Annotated in this window: 22 protein-coding genes; 21 read left to right on the forward strand and 1 reads right to left on the reverse strand. The window is 33.6% G+C overall.

Annotated elements, in window-relative coordinates:
- The first annotated feature begins 2 nt into the window (after positions 1 to 2).
- The 20 genes from rpsN (at position 3) to ctlX (ending at position 13,835) form a co-directional block, all read left to right on the forward strand.
- Positions 3 to 272 carry a 30S ribosomal protein S14 gene (gene rpsN, locus ACFSC2_RS02335; RefSeq protein ID WP_008464305.1) on the forward strand — a complete coding sequence of 90 codons (270 nt, stop codon included), beginning with the start codon at positions 3 to 5 and terminating at the stop codon, positions 270 to 272.
- 105 nt (positions 273 to 377) lie between these two features.
- Positions 378 to 776: a 30S ribosomal protein S8 gene (rpsH, locus tag ACFSC2_RS02340; protein ID WP_029272051.1), complete on the forward strand. Its 399-nt coding sequence runs from the start codon at positions 378 to 380 to the stop codon at positions 774 to 776.
- 18 nt (positions 777 to 794) lie between these two features.
- On the forward strand, positions 795 to 1,337 hold the full coding sequence (gene rplF, locus ACFSC2_RS02345) for a 50S ribosomal protein L6 (protein ID WP_379816011.1): 543 nt from the start codon (positions 795 to 797) through the stop codon (positions 1,335 to 1,337).
- Positions 1,338 to 1,348: 11 nt separating this feature from the next.
- Complete coding sequence (rplR, locus tag ACFSC2_RS02350) at positions 1,349 to 1,699, forward strand: 50S ribosomal protein L18 (RefSeq protein WP_194140867.1); 351 nt, start codon at positions 1,349 to 1,351, stop codon at positions 1,697 to 1,699.
- Between the two features lie 3 nt (positions 1,700 to 1,702).
- Positions 1,703 to 2,227, forward strand: a complete 525-nt coding sequence (gene rpsE / locus ACFSC2_RS02355) for a 30S ribosomal protein S5 (protein ID WP_085949269.1) — start codon at positions 1,703 to 1,705, stop codon at positions 2,225 to 2,227.
- Positions 2,228 to 2,237: 10 nt separating this feature from the next.
- Positions 2,238 to 2,420 (forward strand): 50S ribosomal protein L30, encoded by a 183-nt coding sequence (rpmD, locus tag ACFSC2_RS02360; RefSeq protein ID WP_008464315.1) that lies wholly within the window; start codon positions 2,238 to 2,240, stop codon positions 2,418 to 2,420.
- Between the two features lie 11 nt (positions 2,421 to 2,431).
- On the forward strand, positions 2,432 to 2,884 hold the full coding sequence (rplO, locus tag ACFSC2_RS02365; RefSeq protein WP_379816012.1) for a 50S ribosomal protein L15: 453 nt from the start codon (positions 2,432 to 2,434) through the stop codon (positions 2,882 to 2,884).
- A gap of 13 nt (positions 2,885 to 2,897) precedes the next feature.
- Positions 2,898 to 4,244 carry a preprotein translocase subunit SecY gene (secY, locus tag ACFSC2_RS02370; protein WP_379816013.1) on the forward strand — a complete coding sequence of 449 codons (1,347 nt, stop codon included), beginning with the start codon at positions 2,898 to 2,900 and terminating at the stop codon, positions 4,242 to 4,244.
- A 7-nt stretch (positions 4,245 to 4,251) separates the two neighbouring features.
- A complete protein-coding gene (gene infA / locus ACFSC2_RS02375; protein WP_007136545.1) occupies positions 4,252 to 4,467 on the forward strand; it encodes a translation initiation factor IF-1 in 216 nt (71 codons plus the stop codon).
- Positions 4,468 to 4,479: 12 nt separating this feature from the next.
- Positions 4,480 to 4,596 (forward strand): type B 50S ribosomal protein L36, encoded by a 117-nt coding sequence (gene ykgO / locus ACFSC2_RS02380; protein ID WP_002987490.1) that lies wholly within the window; start codon positions 4,480 to 4,482, stop codon positions 4,594 to 4,596.
- A gap of 2 nt (positions 4,597 to 4,598) precedes the next feature.
- The gene (gene rpsM / locus ACFSC2_RS02385; protein WP_008464322.1) at positions 4,599 to 4,973 is read left to right on the forward strand and encodes a 30S ribosomal protein S13; all 375 of its coding nucleotides are present in this window, start codon (positions 4,599 to 4,601) and stop codon (positions 4,971 to 4,973) included.
- Between the two features lie 8 nt (positions 4,974 to 4,981).
- On the forward strand, positions 4,982 to 5,365 hold the full coding sequence (gene rpsK / locus ACFSC2_RS02390) for a 30S ribosomal protein S11 (RefSeq protein WP_026727866.1): 384 nt from the start codon (positions 4,982 to 4,984) through the stop codon (positions 5,363 to 5,365).
- A gap of 91 nt (positions 5,366 to 5,456) precedes the next feature.
- On the forward strand, positions 5,457 to 6,062 hold the full coding sequence (gene rpsD, locus ACFSC2_RS02395) for a 30S ribosomal protein S4 (protein WP_008464326.1): 606 nt from the start codon (positions 5,457 to 5,459) through the stop codon (positions 6,060 to 6,062).
- A 21-nt stretch (positions 6,063 to 6,083) separates the two neighbouring features.
- Positions 6,084 to 7,076, forward strand: coding sequence for a DNA-directed RNA polymerase subunit alpha (locus tag ACFSC2_RS02400; protein WP_008464329.1), 993 nt, complete (start codon positions 6,084 to 6,086; stop codon positions 7,074 to 7,076).
- Between the two features lie 62 nt (positions 7,077 to 7,138).
- Entirely contained in the window at positions 7,139 to 7,630 is a 492-nt protein-coding gene (gene rplQ, locus ACFSC2_RS02405; protein ID WP_379816014.1) for a 50S ribosomal protein L17, read from the forward strand.
- Between the two features lie 242 nt (positions 7,631 to 7,872).
- Positions 7,873 to 8,982 carry a glutamine-hydrolyzing carbamoyl-phosphate synthase small subunit gene (gene carA / locus ACFSC2_RS02410; RefSeq protein ID WP_379816015.1) on the forward strand — a complete coding sequence of 370 codons (1,110 nt, stop codon included), beginning with the start codon at positions 7,873 to 7,875 and terminating at the stop codon, positions 8,980 to 8,982.
- A gap of 111 nt (positions 8,983 to 9,093) precedes the next feature.
- The gene (gene eno / locus ACFSC2_RS02415) at positions 9,094 to 10,386 is read left to right on the forward strand and encodes a phosphopyruvate hydratase (protein WP_379816016.1); all 1,293 of its coding nucleotides are present in this window, start codon (positions 9,094 to 9,096) and stop codon (positions 10,384 to 10,386) included.
- Between the two features lie 153 nt (positions 10,387 to 10,539).
- Complete coding sequence (locus tag ACFSC2_RS02420; RefSeq protein ID WP_379816018.1) at positions 10,540 to 11,817, forward strand: citrate synthase; 1,278 nt, start codon at positions 10,540 to 10,542, stop codon at positions 11,815 to 11,817.
- A gap of 64 nt (positions 11,818 to 11,881) precedes the next feature.
- Positions 11,882 to 12,796 carry a dimethylarginine dimethylaminohydrolase family protein gene (locus tag ACFSC2_RS02425; protein WP_379816019.1) on the forward strand — a complete coding sequence of 305 codons (915 nt, stop codon included), beginning with the start codon at positions 11,882 to 11,884 and terminating at the stop codon, positions 12,794 to 12,796.
- A gap of 103 nt (positions 12,797 to 12,899) precedes the next feature.
- Positions 12,900 to 13,835 carry a citrulline utilization hydrolase CtlX gene (ctlX, locus tag ACFSC2_RS02430; RefSeq protein WP_379816020.1) on the forward strand — a complete coding sequence of 312 codons (936 nt, stop codon included), beginning with the start codon at positions 12,900 to 12,902 and terminating at the stop codon, positions 13,833 to 13,835.
- A 68-nt stretch (positions 13,836 to 13,903) separates the two neighbouring features.
- On the opposite strand, the gene ACFSC2_RS02435 is transcribed toward ctlX, so the two are convergent.
- A complete protein-coding gene (locus ACFSC2_RS02435) occupies positions 13,904 to 14,533 on the reverse strand; it encodes a MarC family NAAT transporter (RefSeq protein ID WP_379816021.1) in 630 nt (209 codons plus the stop codon).
- Positions 14,534 to 14,688: 155 nt separating this feature from the next.
- On the opposite strand from ACFSC2_RS02435, the gene ACFSC2_RS02440 reads away from it, so the two are divergent.
- Complete coding sequence (locus tag ACFSC2_RS02440; RefSeq protein ID WP_379816022.1) at positions 14,689 to 15,054, forward strand: CoA-binding protein; 366 nt, start codon at positions 14,689 to 14,691, stop codon at positions 15,052 to 15,054.
- Positions 15,055 to 15,065: the final 11 nt, after the last annotated feature.

Raw genomic sequence — 15,065 nt, forward strand, 5'->3', positions numbered from 1 at the left:
ACATGGCTAAAGAATCAATGAAAGCCCGTGAGGTGAAAAGAGAGAAAACGGTAGCTAAGTATGCTGAAAAAAGAAAAGCTTTATTAGAAGCTGGAGATTATGAAGGCCTACAAAGATTACCTAAAAATGCTTCACCAGTTCGTTTGCACAATCGTTGTAAATTAACAGGTAGACCGAGAGGTTATATTCGTCAATTTGGTATTTCACGTGTAACTTTCCGTGAGATGGCTAATAATGGATTAATTCCTGGAGTTAAAAAGGCATCTTGGTAATCTCGCAATAAGTTATTACTTTTGCAAACCAAAAAATAATTTTTAATTGATTAAAGGTTCGGGAAACGGGTGTTTCCCGAAAACCATAATCGCAATCAAATACATATGTATACAGATCCTATTGCAGATTATTTGACTAGAGTTCGTAACGCTGTGGCTGCAAACCACAAAGTTGTTGAAATTCCAGCATCTAATCTAAAAAAAGAAATAACTAAGATCTTATTTGATCAAGGTTATATCTTGAGTTACAAATTTGAGACGAACACTGTTCAAGGTTCGATCAAAATTGCTTTGAAGTACGATAAAGATACTAAAGAGCCTGTAATCAAAGATATTCAAAGAATTAGTAAACCTGGTTTACGTAAGTACGCAGGTGCTGCCAAATTACCTAGAATCCTTAACGGATTAGGAATTGCTATTGTTTCTACATCAAAAGGTTTGATGACTGGAAAACAAGCTAAGCAATTAAATGTAGGTGGTGAAGTAATTTGTTACGTATACTAATTTTAAACAGTAGATAAGATGTCAAGAATAGGTAAAAGCCCAATTGCAATCACTGCTGGTGTAACCGTTGAAATTAAAGACGGTACTATTACAGTAAAAGGAAAAAAAGGTCAACTAACTCAGGAGTTTTCGGACGTAACTGTAAAAGTTGAAGGCGATCAAGTTTTAGTTGAAAGATCGTCAGATCAAAAAGACCAAAGAGCAAAACACGGATTATACAGAGCATTAATCAGTAACATGATTGTTGGTGTATCTGAAGGTTTTACTAAAGAACTAGAATTAGTTGGAGTTGGTTATAGAGCTTCAAACCAAGGTCAAAAGTTAGATTTAGCTCTTGGATATTCTCACAATATTGTTTTAGAAATTGCTCCTGAAGTAAGTTTAGAAACAATATCTGAAAAAGGTAAAAACCCTATCGTAAAATTAACATCATTTGATAAACAACTTTTAGGTCAAGTTGCTGCGAAAATCAGAGGTTTCCGTAAGCCAGAGCCATATAAAGGAAAAGGTGTTAAATTTGTGGGTGAAGTATTAAGAAGAAAAGCAGGTAAATCAGCTTAAAAAATAAGATTATGTCATTAACAAAATCTGATAGAAGACAGAGAATTAAATACAGAATTAGAAAAGCGATTAGTGGTTCTGCTGCTAGACCAAGACTTTCTGTTTTTAGAAGTAATAAAGAAATTTACGCTCAAATCATTGATGATGTAAATGGAGTTACTATATTAGCTGCATCTTCAAGAGAAAAAGAAATAGGAAAAGGTACTAACGTTGAAATCGCTGCTGCTGTTGGAAAACTTGTTGCAGAGAAAGCGTTAAAAGCTGGGATTGATACCATCACTTTTGATAGAGGTGGATATTTGTATCACGGTCGTATTAAATCATTAGCAGAAGGCGCAAGAGCCGCTGGACTTAAATTCTAATATATTATGTCTAAATACAAAAATGTAGAATTAGTAAAACCTAGTGGTCTTGAACTTAAAGATCGTCTAGTTAGTGTTAATCGTGTTACTAAAGTTACAAAAGGTGGTAGAGCTTTCGGTTTTTCTGCTATTGTAGTTGTAGGTGATGAAAATGGAGTAGTTGGTCATGGATTAGGAAAATCTAAAGACGTTTCTGAAGCAATTGCGAAAGCAGTAGAAGATGCTAAGAAAAACTTAGTTAGAATTCCTTTGAACGGACAATCTGTTCCTCACGAACAAAAAGGTAAATTTGGTGGTGCACGTGTATTCTTAATTCCAGCATCTCATGGTACTGGAGTTATCGCTGGTGGAGCTGTTCGTTCGGTTCTTGAATCAGTAGGTATTCATGATGTATTGTCTAAATCTCAAGGATCATCAAATCCACATAACGTAGTAAAAGCAACTTTTGATGCTTTATTGCAAATGAGAAGCGCTCATACTGTTGCAAAACAAAGAGGTGTTTCTTTAGAGAAAGTTTTTAAAGGTTAATTAGGAAATTATGGCTAAATTATTAGTAAAACAAGTAAGAAGCAAAATCAACTGCCCTCTTTCTCAAAAGAGAGGATTGGAAGCTTTAGGTCTACGTAAAATTGGACAAGTTGTGGAGCACGAGTCAAATCCTGCTATCCTTGGGATGATAAACAAAGTTAAACACTTAGTTTCTGTTGAAGAAGCTAAATAACAAATACTGTTATGAATTTAAGTAACTTACAACCTGCTGAAGGATCTACGCACAATCAAAATAAAAGATTAGGTAGAGGAGAAGGTTCTGGAAAAGGTGGTACCGCTGCACGTGGACACAAAGGAGCAAAATCTCGTTCTGGTTATTCTAAAAAGATTGGTTTTGAAGGAGGGCAGATGCCACTTCAAAGACGTGTACCTAAGTTTGGTTTCAAAAACATCAATCGTAAAGAATACGAAGGTGTTAATTTAGATACTCTTCAATTGTTAGTAGATAATGGTTTGATTACTGACTCTGTTTCTATGACAGAATTTGTTGCAAATCGTCTAGCTACTAAAAATGAAATCGTTAAGATTTTAGGTAGAGGAGAATTGAAAGCAAAATTAAAAGTAACTGCCCACAAATTTACTGCTACTGCAAAAGCGGCTATTGAAGCTGCTGGTGGAGAAGCTGTAACTATATAACTTATCTATTAAGATGAAGAAATTTATTGAATCAATAAGTAATGTTTGGAAAATCGAAGAACTGAAAAATAGAATCTTAATTACATTAGGGTTACTTTTAGTATATCGTTTTGGAGCACACGTTACGCTTCCTGGAATTGATGCAACGCAATTGACTGGTTTAGCGGGACAAACTAAAAATGGTCTAGGATCTATTCTAGACATGTTCACAGGGGGTGCTTTCTCTAAAGCTTCAGTTTTTGCTTTAGGTATCATGCCTTATATTTCTGCGTCTATTGTTGTTCAGTTAATGGGAATTGCGATTCCATATTTACAAAAACTTCAAAATGATGGAGAAAGTGGTAGAAAAAAGATTAATCAAATCACTCGTTGGTTGACTATAGCTATTACACTGGTTCAAGGTCCAACTTATATCTATAATTTATACAAAACATTGCCTAGTAATGCATTTTTACTGGGCTTTAATTCGCCAGAATTTTTGTTTTCGTCTGTTATTATTCTAGTTACAGGTACAATTTTTGCTATGTGGCTTGGAGAAAAAATTACAGATAAAGGTATTGGTAACGGAATTTCATTATTAATTATGGTTGGTATCCTTGCTCGTTTACCACAAGCTTTTATTCAAGAGTTTACAACGAGAGTTACCAATAACAATGGAGGTCCAATGTTATTAGTTATTGAAATTATTGTGTGGTTATTAGTGATCATTTCTTGTGTATTGCTTACTATGGCAGTACGTAGAATTCCGGTTCAATACGCTCGTCGTACAACAACTGGAGACTATGAGCAAGATTTGGCTGGTGGTAATAGACAATGGATTCCTCTTAAGCTTAATGCTTCTGGGGTTATGCCGATCATTTTTGCTCAGGCAATTATGTTTATACCAGCTGCTGTAGCTGGATTGTCTAAATCAGATGCATCACAATCGATTGTTGGAGCATTTAGTAATATGTTTGGTTTCTGGTATAATTTTGTCTTTGCAACTTTAATTATTGTATTTACATTCTTTTACACTGCAATCACTGTACCTACTAACAAGATGGCCGATGATTTAAAAAGAAGCGGTGGTTTTATTCCAGGTGTAAGACCAGGAGCTGAAACTTCTGAATTCTTAGATAAAGTGATGTCTTTAATAACTTTCCCAGGATCTTTATTCCTTGCTTTGATTGCTGTGTTCCCAGCTATTGTTGTAAGTATTATGGATGTACAACAATCTTGGGCGATGTTTTTTGGAGGTACCTCATTAATAATTATGGTTGGAGTTGCAATAGATACTATTCAACAAATCAATTCATACTTGTTAAACAAACATTATGATGGTTTAATGAAGACTGGTAAAAATAGAAAAGCAGTAGCTTAATATATTTATGGCAAAACAATCAGCAATAGAACAAGACGGATCAATCATTGAAGCATTATCTAATGCAATGTTCCGTGTAGAGTTAGAAAATGGACATATTGTAATTGCTCATATTTCTGGTAAAATGCGAATGCATTACATCAAATTATTACCTGGTGATAAAGTGAAACTAGAAATGAGTCCTTATGATTTGTCAAAAGCAAGAATTACTTATCGATATTAAAGGATATTCAATATGAAAGTTAGAGCATCAGTAAAAAAGAGAAGCGCCGAGTGTATTATCGTGCGTAGAAAAGGGAGATTGTACGTAATAAACAAAAAGAATCCTAGATTTAAACAAAGACAAGGATAATTATGGCAAGAATAGCAGGGGTAGATATCCCAAAAAACAAAAGAGGTGTTATTGCACTTACCTATATCTTCGGATTAGGAAAAAGTAGAGCTATTGAGATTTTAGAAAAAGCTCAAGTAAGCCAAGATAAAAAAGTTCAAGATTGGAATGACGACGAAATCGGAGCAATTCGTGAGGCTGTTTCATTTTACAAAATTGAAGGAGAATTACGTTCTGAAATTTCTTTAAACATTAAACGTTTAATGGATATTGGTTGTTACAGAGGTATTCGTCACAGATCTGGTCTTCCATTAAGAGGACAAAGAACTAAAAACAACTCTAGAACAAGAAAAGGTAAAAGAAAAACTGTTGCTAACAAGAAAAAAGCAACTAAATAATAAGTAATATGGCTAAAGCAACTGCAAAAAAACGTAAAGTTATCGTTGAATCAACGGGTGAGGCTCATATTTCTGCCACTTTCAATAACATTATCATTTCTTTGACTAATAAAAAAGGTGAAGTTATTTCTTGGTCTTCAGCTGGTAAAATGGGTTTCAGAGGTTCTAAAAAGAACACTCCGTACGCGGCTCAAATGGCAGCAGAAGATTGTGCAAAAGTTGCACTAGAGGCAGGACTTAAAAAAGTAAAAGTTTATGTAAAAGGACCAGGAAACGGACGTGAGTCTGCTATCCGTTCTATTCATAACGGTGGAATTGAAGTTACAGAAATCATTGATGTTACTCCAATGCCTCACAACGGATGTCGTCCTCCAAAAAGACGTAGAGTTTAATTTTTATTATTTATAGTATAAACAAGGTAGAACATAGATTATCGAAGGATTAGACCTGAATTCATAATTTCTACCTTAAATTTTTTTTAAAATGGCAAGATATACTGGTCCTAAAACCAAAATCGCTCGTAAATTTGGCGAGGCAATCTTCGGAGATGATAAATCTTTCGAAAAAAGAAATTACCCACCTGGACAACACGGGATGGCTAAAAAAAGAGGAAAAAAATCTGAGTACGCTGTTCAGTTAATGGAAAAGCAAAAAGCTAAATATTCTTATGGAATTTTAGAAAAACAATTCAGAAATTTATTCGAAAAAGCATCAGCAACTAAAGGAGTTACTGGTGAAGTTTTATTACAATTATGCGAAGCAAGATTAGATAATGTTGTTTTTAGAATGGGAATTGCTCCCTCTAGAAGAGGTGCGCGTCAAATCGTTTCTCACAGACACATTACTGTAAATGGAGAAGTTGTTAATATTCCTTCTTACCACCTTAAGCCTGGTGATAAAGTTGCAGTTCGTGAAAAATCTAAATCTTTAGAAGCTATCGAACGTTCTTTATCAAATTCAAGTCATGTTTATGAATGGATTACTTGGAACAATGATCTTAAAGAAGGAACTTTTGTTTCTGTACCTGCAAGACTTCAAATTCCAGAAAACATTAAAGAACAATTAATCGTAGAGTTGTACAACAAATAATAATTGACTTAGTCGAAATTTATGGCAATATTTAATTTTCAAAAGCCCGATAAAGTTATCATGATCGATTCAACCGATTTTGAAGGTAAATTCGAATTTAGACCTTTAGAACCTGGTTATGGATTGACAGTTGGTAATGCACTTAGAAGAGTTTTGCTTTCAGCGTTAGAAGGTTATGCAATTACATCTGTTCGTATCGAAGGTGTAGATCATGAGTTTTCTACTATTTCAGGTGTTGTTGAGGACGTTACAGAAATTATCCTTAATCTTAAACAAGTACGTTTCAAACGTCAGATTGAAGATATCGATAATGAATCAGTTACTATTTCTGTTTCTGGTAAAGACCAATTGACAGCAGGTGATTTTCAAAAATTTATCTCAGGTTTCCAAGTTCTGAATCCAGACCTTGTTATCTGTAATTTAGATTCTAAAATCAAATTGAACTTCGATTTAACTATCGAAAAAGGTAGAGGATACGTTCCTGCTGAAGAGAACAAAAAACAGAATGCTGCAATTGGAACAATTTTTACAGATTCTATTTTTACTCCGGTAAAAAATGTAAAATATGCAATCGAAAATTTCCGTGTAGAGCAAAAAACAGATTACGAAAAATTAGTTTTTGAAATCAAAACTGATGGATCTATCAATCCAAAAGATGCTCTTACTGAAGCTGCTAAAGTTTTAATTCACCATTTCATGTTGTTCTCTGATGAAAGAATTACACTTGAGGCTGACGAAATTGCACAAACAGAATCGTATGATGAAGAGTCATTGCATATGAGACAATTGCTTAAAACTAAGCTTGTTGATATGGATTTATCTGTGAGAGCATTAAATTGCTTGAAAGCGGCTGAAGTTGATACACTTGGTGATTTAGTATCGTTCAATAAAAATGACCTAATGAAATTCCGTAATTTCGGTAAAAAATCTTTAACTGAACTTGATGAACTTGTTGCAGTGAAGAATTTAACTTTCGGAATGGATTTAGCTAAATACAAATTAGATAAAGAATAATTTACTTCATATTTTGCTCTCCATAGTGGATTGTAGCAAGATGAAGATAAAAAAAACACGTCATGAGACACGGAAAAAAATTCAACCACTTAAGCAGACAAACTGGACATAGAAAAGCTATGTTGGCTAATATGGCTTGTTCTCTTATTGAGCACAAACGTATTAACACTACTGTTGCTAAAGCTAAAGCGCTTAAACAATTCGTTGAGCCTTTAATTACAAAATCAAAAGAAGATACGACTCACAACCGTCGTATTGTTTTTGCTTACTTACGTAGTAAATATGCTGTAACAGATTTGTTCAGAGATGTAGCTGCTAAAGTTGGAGACCGTCCAGGTGGATACACTCGTATCATTAAAGTTGGAAATCGTTTGGGAGATAATGCTGATATGGCAATGATCGAACTTGTTGACTTCAATGAACTTTACAACGGAGGTAAAAAAGAAGTTAAAAAAGCGAAAAGCCGTCGTGGAGGTAAAGCTAAAAAAGCTGAAACTGCTGCTCCAGAAGCTCCTGCTTCTGAAACAGAAACGACTACTGAAGCTTCTGAATAATTATGAGAGTAATCATTCTATAAAAATAAAGGATAGACTAATTTTTAGTTTATCCTTTTTTTTTGATTTTTTTGGAGGTTAGAGAAATCTAACTTATTTGAATTGAGTGGTTTTATTTTTATGAATGAAAGTTTTAAAAAATCTTGGACACACTCTTTTAAAGAATTAAATTTGCAAAATATCTAATTACACTTAATGTCCTTTTGGATTTAAGACGATAAAAAAACAATACAAATTAAATAATGAAATACACAACACGACAGAGCGCCATTTTATTACTTAGTGATGGAACAATCTTTCACGGAAAATCTATTGGTATCAGCGGTAAAACTTTTGGTGAAGTTTGTTTTAATACTGGAATGACTGGCTATCAAGAGATCTTTACTGATCCTTCTTATTTTGGTCAAATCATGGTTACTACAAATCCACATATTGGGAATTATGGTATTAATGATTTAGAAGTTGAATCTGAAAGCGTGAAAATTGCTGGTTTAGTTTGTAAAAATTTCAGCTTTAATTATTCACGTGAAGGTGCCTCAGGAAGCTTAGAAGATTATTTTGCAAAACAGAACTTAATCTGTATTTCTGATGTTGATACGCGTGCTTTAGTAAGCTATATTAGAGACAACGGTGCTATGAATGCGGTTATATGTACTGATGGAACTTCTATTGAAGATTTAAAGAAAGAATTAGCAAATGTTCCTGATATGGAAGGTTTGGAATTGGCATCTAAAGTGTCTACTAAAGAACCATACTTTGTGGGTGATGAGAATGCTACATACAAAATCTCAGCATTAGATTTAGGTATTAAAAAGAATATCTTACGAAATCTTGCTAAAAGAGATTGTTATATTAAAGTTTTCCCATACGATTCAACATACGAAGATTTGACGGCATTTAATCCAGATGGTTATTTCTTGTCAAATGGACCGGGGGATCCAGATCCACTTTATGGGGCTATTGAAGTGGCTGAAAAAATTATTGCTGAAGATAAGCCTTTATTCGGAATTTGCTTGGGGCATCAGGTAATTGCTCTTGCAAATGGTGTTAAGACATATAAAATGTTTGGTGGCCATAGAGGAATTAATCACCCTGTGAAAAACCTTATTACTGGTAAAGGAGAAATCACTTCTCAAAATCATGGTTTTGCTGTAAAAAGAGAAGCTTTAGAAGGTCATCCAGAATTAGAACTAACTCACATACATTTAAATGATGATACTGTAGCTGGAATGAGAATGAAAAATAAGAATTGTTTTTCAGTACAATACCATCCCGAAGCTAGTCCTGGACCACACGATTCTTCTTATTTATTTGATCAATTTGTGGAGAATATAAAAACTAGCAAAGTCTAAAACGATGTAGTTAATAAATAAAGATGCTTAATGACTAAAATGAGTTTTTAGTATTAAATATTTTTATACTTTCGAAAAAAAAATATAATTTATTAATAAAAAACAAAAATAATGAGTATTATAATTAAAGTTCACGCAAGACAAATTCTTGATTCTAGAGGTAATCCTACTATTGAAGTAGATGTAGTAACTGAAAATGGAGTTTTAGGTAGAGCTGCGGTTCCATCTGGAGCATCAACTGGAGAGCACGAAGCTGTTGAATTACGTGATGGAGGTAAAGCTTACCTAGGTAAAGGTGTTTTGAATGCAGTGAATAATGTAAATACTGTTATTGCTGAAGAATTAGTTGGAACTTCTGTTTTTGAACAAAACACAATTGACCAATTAATGATTGATTTGGATGGAACTCCAAACAAATCTAAATTAGGAGCTAACGCAATTTTAGGAGTTTCTTTGGCTGCTGCAAAAGCTGCTGCTAACGAACTTGGATTGCCATTATACAGATACGTTGGTGGTGTTTCTGCAAATACATTACCAGTTCCGATGATGAATATCATCAACGGTGGTTCTCACTCTGATGCACCTATTGCATTCCAAGAATTTATGATTTTCCCTGTAAAAGCAACTTCTTTTACACATTCTATGCAAATGGGAACTGAGATTTTCCACAGCTTGAAAAAAGTTTTACACGATAGAGGTTTAAGTACAGCTGTTGGTGATGAAGGAGGTTTTGCTCCAAACTTAGCTGGTGGTACTGAAGATGCTTTAGATACTATAAAATTAGCTGTTGAGAAAGCTGGATATTCTTTCGGTGACGAAATTATGATCGCTCTTGACTGTGCTGCTTCTGAGTTTTATGTAAACGGAAAATACGATTACACTAAATTTGAAGGTGAAACTGGAAAAATCAGAACTTCTGAAGAGCAAGCTGATTATTTAGCTGAACTTGCTGCTAAATATCCAATCATTTCTATCGAAGATGGTATGTACGAAGATGACTGGGATGGATGGAAAGCTTTAACTGATAAAATCGGAGATAAAGTACAATTAGTTGGTGATGATTTGTTTGTTACTAATGTTGAGCGCTTATCTACTGGAATTCAAAAAGGAATTGCTAACTCAATCTTAGTAAAAGTTAACCAAATTGGTACTCTAACTGAAACTATTGCAGCTGTAAACATGGCTAAAAATGCTGGATATACTTCTGTAATGTCTCACCGTTCTGGAGAAACTGAAGATAATACAATTGCAGATCTAGCTGTCGCTTTAAACTGTGGTCAAATTAAAACAGGTTCTGCTTCTCGTTCAGACCGTATGGCAAAATACAACCAATTATTAAGAATTGAGGAAGAACTAGGAAGTACTGCTTATTTCCCTGGTTTAAATGCTTTCAAGATTAAATAATCATAAGAGTTATATTAAGATAAACCATTCATTTTTTAATGAATGGTTTTTTTTTGGACTTTTAACAAATTCATAGCAGGATTCTTTTTTTAGTTAGTCTTAAATTTATTAGATTTGGTAAATTATTATTTAAAGAATTATTTCTCATATATTATGTCAAAAATAGCTACATTAGAAATAGACGGTAAAAAAATTGAACTTCCAGTAATCACAGGAAGTGAAAATGAATCGGCTATCGATATTAACAAATTACGTGATTTAACAGGTGTTATTACAATTGATCCAGGTTACAAAAACTCAGGATCTTGTACTAGTGAGATCACTTTTCTTGATGGAGAAGAAGGAATTTTACGTTACAGAGGATATTCAATCGAAGATCTAGCAGAAAAAGCTAGCTTCTTAGAAGTTTCTTATCTTTTGATTTTTGGAGAATTACCTACTGCTGCACAATTAGAAGATTTTGAAAATGGTATTAAAAAACATTCTTTGGTAAACGAAGAAATGAAAAATATCATCGATGGTTTTCCAAAAACAGCTCACCCAATGGGAGTTTTATCTGCTTTGACAAGTGCTTTGACAGCATTTAATCCTAAAGCAGTAAATGTTGATAATCAAAAAGAAATGTATGAGGCTATTTGTAAAACAATGGCTAAATTCCTTGTAATTGCTACTTGGACTTACAGAAAATCTATGGGTTATCCTTTAAATTATTATGATAATACAAAAGGATATGTAGAAAGCTTTATGCAATTAATGTTCAAATTGCCTACAGGACCTTACGCTGCAAATCCAGTAATCGTAAATGCTTTAGATAAATTATTTATCCTTCATGCTGATCACGAACAAAACTGTTCTACTTCTACAGTAAGAATGGTTGGTTCTTCTCATGCAGGTTTATTTGCGTCAGTTTCTGCTGGTGTTTCTGCTCTTTGGGGGCCTCTTCATGGAGGTGCTAACCAAGCGGTGCTTGAAATGTTAGAAGAAATTAATAAAGATGGTGGTGATACAGATAAATTCTTAGCAAAAGCAAAAGATAAAAATGATCCATTCCGTTTAATGGGATTCGGACACAGAGTTTACAAAAACTTCGATCCAAGAGCAAAAATTATCAAAAAAGCAGCAACAGAGGTATTAGAAACGTTAGGTGTTGAAGATCCAATCTTAGATATTGCTAGAAAATTAGAAACAGCTGCTCTTGAAGATGATTATTTCAAATCAAGAAACTTATATCCAAACGTAGATTTCTATTCTGGAATTATCTACAGAGCTTTAGGTATTCCAACCGATATGTTTACGGTTATGTTCGCTATAGGAAGATTACCTGGTTGGATTGCGCAATGGAAAGAAATGCGTGAAAATAAAGAACCAATTGGTAGACCAAGACAGATTTACACTGGGCATCCGCTTAGAGAATTTAAGTCTAACAAATAAAAAAAATGAAAGCTTCACTTAACTGTGAAGCTTTTTTTATATTTGCTCAAAATATATTAAGGTTATGTTGCAATTAAATGTAAAGAACGAAACATCTAGGCTTCGTGCTGTTGTTTTGGGTTCTGCTGTTCATAATGGGCCGACTCCAACAATTGAGGAAGCTTATGATCCTAAATCATTGGAACATATTAAAGCGGGAACTTATCCCGTAGAGAAAGATATGGTTGCTGAAATGGATGCTTTTACTGCTGTTTTCCAGAAATATGATGTAACTGTTTATCGTCCGGAAATGATTGAAAACTACAATCAGATTTTTGCAAGAGATATTGGTTTTGTAATTGATGATACTTTTGTGAAATCAAATATTTTGCCTGATCGAGAAAGAGAGTTAGACGCTATTCAATATGTAATTGACCAAATGGATCCTTTGAAAGTAGTTCGTCCACCTGAAGAAGTTCACATTGAAGGCGGTGATGTAATGCTTTGGAATGACCATATTTTTATAGGAACTTATAAAGGAAGTGATTACAAAGGTTATATTACTGCGCGCACAAACATGCAGGGGGTAAATTATATCAAATCATTATTCCCAAATAAAATAGTTAAAGAATTTGATTTAGTAAAATCAAAATTGGAAGCTAGAGATAATGCTCTGCATTTGGATTGCTGTTTTCAACCTGTCGGAAAAGATAAAGGAATTATTTATAAAAGAGGTTTCCGCGAAGAAGCTGACTATTTGTATTTGGTAAATCTTTTTGGAAAAGAAAATTTATTTCATATCGAAAGAAACGAAATGTATAATATGTTTTCGAATGTGTTTTCTATTGATGAAAATGTAGTGGTTTCTGAAAAGAATTTTACAAGATTGAATAACTGGCTTCGTGAAAATGGTTTTACGGTTGAAGAAATTCCATATGCTGAAATTGCTAAACAAGAAGGTTTGTTGAGATGTTCAACATTGCCATTAATTAGAGATTAAAAAAAGTTTCAGGTTTCAGGTTTCAAGTTGCGACAACTTGAAATCTCGCTCGAAAGCTTTGGTTGAACAGTCGACGCAAACTTGAAATAAAAAAATAAAAAACATGAAACAGACAACAAATTCAATCGTAATGATTCGGCCAGTTGCTTTTAGAATGAATGAGCAGACGGCTGTAAATAATTATTACCAAAAAGTGTTAGACGGACTTTTGCCAAGTACGGTTAATGCCAAAGCGCAGCAAGAATTTGATACTTTCGTAGATAAATTGAGAGCAGTTGGTGTTGATGTAACCGTAATTGAAGATACTTTAGAAATGGATACTCCGGATAGTATTTTTCCAAACAACTGGGTTTCATTTCATGAAAATGGGGATGTAGCATTATATCCGATGTTTGCGAAGAATAGACGTCAAGAGCGCCGTGAAGATATTTTAGATACTTTAGAAGAAAAAGGATTTGAAATTACAAATATCATGGATTATACTTCTGCAGAAGAAGATGGTATTTTCTTAGAAGGGACTGGAAGCTTGCTTCTTGATCGTGCAAACGGAAAAGCCTATTGCGCATTATCTCCACGAGCAGATGAAGAGCTTTTTATAGAATTCTGTGAAGACTTTGATTATGCACCAGTAATTTTTGAAGCTTTTCAAACTGTTGACGGCGAACGTAAACTAATTTATCACACGAATGTGATGATGTGTTTAGGAGAAACCTTTGCAGTTATTTGTGCCGATTGCATTGATGACAAAAAAGAACGCAAAATGGTTTTGGATAACCTAAAAGCAGATAATAAGGAAGTAATCTTAATTACAGAAGCGCAGGTTAATAATTTTGCAGGTAATATGTTAGAAATTAGAGGGAATGATGATAAACGTTATATCGTTATGAGTGCTTCTGCTCACCAAAGTCTGACTTCAAAACAAATTGAGCAATTAGAAAAACATGCCGAAATTCTAAGTTCAAGTTTAGATACTATTGAAGCATGCGGAGGAGGAAGTGCCAGATGCATGATGGCAGAAGTTTTTCTTCCAAGAAATTAATAAAGAACTTTATAAAAAAAGGATAAGATATTGAGTTTTATCCTTTTTTATGTTTAAAAATAACTTGATTACATCAAGTTTCCTTTGATGATATTTACGATCGAACTTACGATATATTGAATACCTATCGAAATAACAATAAAGCCAACAATTCTAGAAATAGCAACAATTCCAGATGCTCCTAGTATTCGGGCTAAATAATGAGCGCTTTTTAAAATAGCAAAAATCGCAATTGCTATAGCAAGAATTGCTAGGGTAGAAATGATAATTTCGTTTAACTGATGATGCTCTTGATAAAAAGCAATTAAAAGCGACATCGATCCAGGACCTGCAAGCATTGGAATTGCAAGAGGTGTAAGAGCAATATCATTTCGCTGCTGTGCTTCATTTTCTATCTTTTTATTAATTCCTCGTTTTTTATTGAATTTACCAGAAAGTAGAGAAAAACCAGAATTTACGATTACAATTCCTCCCGCAATTCTTAAGGCATCAATACTGATCCCGAAGAAAGATAATACGTATTGGCCAATAAAATAAGAAACCAATAAAATGATAAAAACGTTAATAGCTGTCCAGAGAGAAATTCTAGATCTTTCTTTCTTAGAATCATGCTGCGTTAAACCCACAAAAATTGGTACAGTGCCAATTGGATTAAGAACTGAAAATAAAGCGGCAAATAAGTAAATGAATAATTCCATATAAATTGGGTTAGTAAAGTAAAAGTACTCTTTTTTTTAACATTTGAAAGCTGGTTTGTGTTACTGCATTAATTTTTAAATATTAATTTATCGACAGCAGTAAATAAAATTAAGACTCATTCTTTTTGATTACTTTTGTATTTTAAATCGAAAAAATGAAAAATAAGAAAACATTAGTTCTTGGAGCATCTACAAATCCAGAACGTTATTCATATAGAGCTGTAAATATGTTGGTTGGGAAAGGGCATTCTGTTTTAGCAGTAGGTCAGAAAACGGGAGAAGTAGCAGGAGTAAAAATTCAAACTAAGGCGATTCCAGTTAAAAATATAGATACTATTACGCTTTACTTAAACCCTTCACGTCAACGAGATTATTACAATTATATCGTAGAAGCTCATCCAAAAAGAGTGGTGTTTAATCCAGGAACTGAAAATCCAGAACTGTATCAATTATTAGAATTGAATGATATTGAAGTTGAAGTGGCTTGTACCTTAGTTTTATTGGCTACAAATCAATATTGATTTAAAAACTA

Source organism: Flavobacterium artemisiae (genome assembly GCF_042678225.1).
In the GTDB taxonomy this organism is placed as follows: domain Bacteria; phylum Bacteroidota; class Bacteroidia; order Flavobacteriales; family Flavobacteriaceae; genus Flavobacterium; species Flavobacterium artemisiae.

What these genes read in the sequence shown, in the direction of transcription:
- ctlX (WP_379816020.1), top strand. Translation starts at nt 12,900, where the DNA reads ATGAAACAGACAACAAATTCAATCGTAATGATTCGGCCAGTTGCTTTT.
- rpsK (WP_026727866.1), top strand. Translation starts at nt 4,982, where the DNA reads ATGGCTAAAGCAACTGCAAAAAAACGTAAAGTTATCGTTGAATCAACG.
- ykgO (WP_002987490.1), top strand. Translation starts at nt 4,480, where the DNA reads ATGAAAGTTAGAGCATCAGTAAAAAAGAGAAGCGCCGAGTGTATTATC.
- ACFSC2_RS02400 (WP_008464329.1), top strand. Translation starts at nt 6,084, where the DNA reads ATGGCAATATTTAATTTTCAAAAGCCCGATAAAGTTATCATGATCGAT.
- infA (WP_007136545.1), top strand. Translation starts at nt 4,252, where the DNA reads ATGGCAAAACAATCAGCAATAGAACAAGACGGATCAATCATTGAAGCA.
- ACFSC2_RS02425 (WP_379816019.1), top strand. Translation starts at nt 11,882, where the DNA reads ATGTTGCAATTAAATGTAAAGAACGAAACATCTAGGCTTCGTGCTGTT.
- rpsD (WP_008464326.1), top strand. Translation starts at nt 5,457, where the DNA reads ATGGCAAGATATACTGGTCCTAAAACCAAAATCGCTCGTAAATTTGGC.
- rpmD (WP_008464315.1), top strand. Translation starts at nt 2,238, where the DNA reads ATGGCTAAATTATTAGTAAAACAAGTAAGAAGCAAAATCAACTGCCCT.
- ACFSC2_RS02435 (WP_379816021.1), bottom strand. Translation starts at nt 14,533, where the DNA reads ATGGAATTATTCATTTACTTATTTGCCGCTTTATTTTCAGTTCTTAAT.
- rplR (WP_194140867.1), top strand. Translation starts at nt 1,349, where the DNA reads ATGTCATTAACAAAATCTGATAGAAGACAGAGAATTAAATACAGAATT.
- rplO (WP_379816012.1), top strand. Translation starts at nt 2,432, where the DNA reads ATGAATTTAAGTAACTTACAACCTGCTGAAGGATCTACGCACAATCAA.
- carA (WP_379816015.1), top strand. Translation starts at nt 7,873, where the DNA reads ATGAAATACACAACACGACAGAGCGCCATTTTATTACTTAGTGATGGA.
- ACFSC2_RS02440 (WP_379816022.1), top strand. Translation starts at nt 14,689, where the DNA reads ATGAAAAATAAGAAAACATTAGTTCTTGGAGCATCTACAAATCCAGAA.
- ACFSC2_RS02420 (WP_379816018.1), top strand. Translation starts at nt 10,540, where the DNA reads ATGTCAAAAATAGCTACATTAGAAATAGACGGTAAAAAAATTGAACTT.
- rpsN (WP_008464305.1), top strand. Translation starts at nt 3, where the DNA reads ATGGCTAAAGAATCAATGAAAGCCCGTGAGGTGAAAAGAGAGAAAACG.
- rplQ (WP_379816014.1), top strand. Translation starts at nt 7,139, where the DNA reads ATGAGACACGGAAAAAAATTCAACCACTTAAGCAGACAAACTGGACAT.
- eno (WP_379816016.1), top strand. Translation starts at nt 9,094, where the DNA reads ATGAGTATTATAATTAAAGTTCACGCAAGACAAATTCTTGATTCTAGA.
- rplF (WP_379816011.1), top strand. Translation starts at nt 795, where the DNA reads ATGTCAAGAATAGGTAAAAGCCCAATTGCAATCACTGCTGGTGTAACC.
- secY (WP_379816013.1), top strand. Translation starts at nt 2,898, where the DNA reads ATGAAGAAATTTATTGAATCAATAAGTAATGTTTGGAAAATCGAAGAA.
- rpsH (WP_029272051.1), top strand. Translation starts at nt 378, where the DNA reads ATGTATACAGATCCTATTGCAGATTATTTGACTAGAGTTCGTAACGCT.
- rpsM (WP_008464322.1), top strand. Translation starts at nt 4,599, where the DNA reads ATGGCAAGAATAGCAGGGGTAGATATCCCAAAAAACAAAAGAGGTGTT.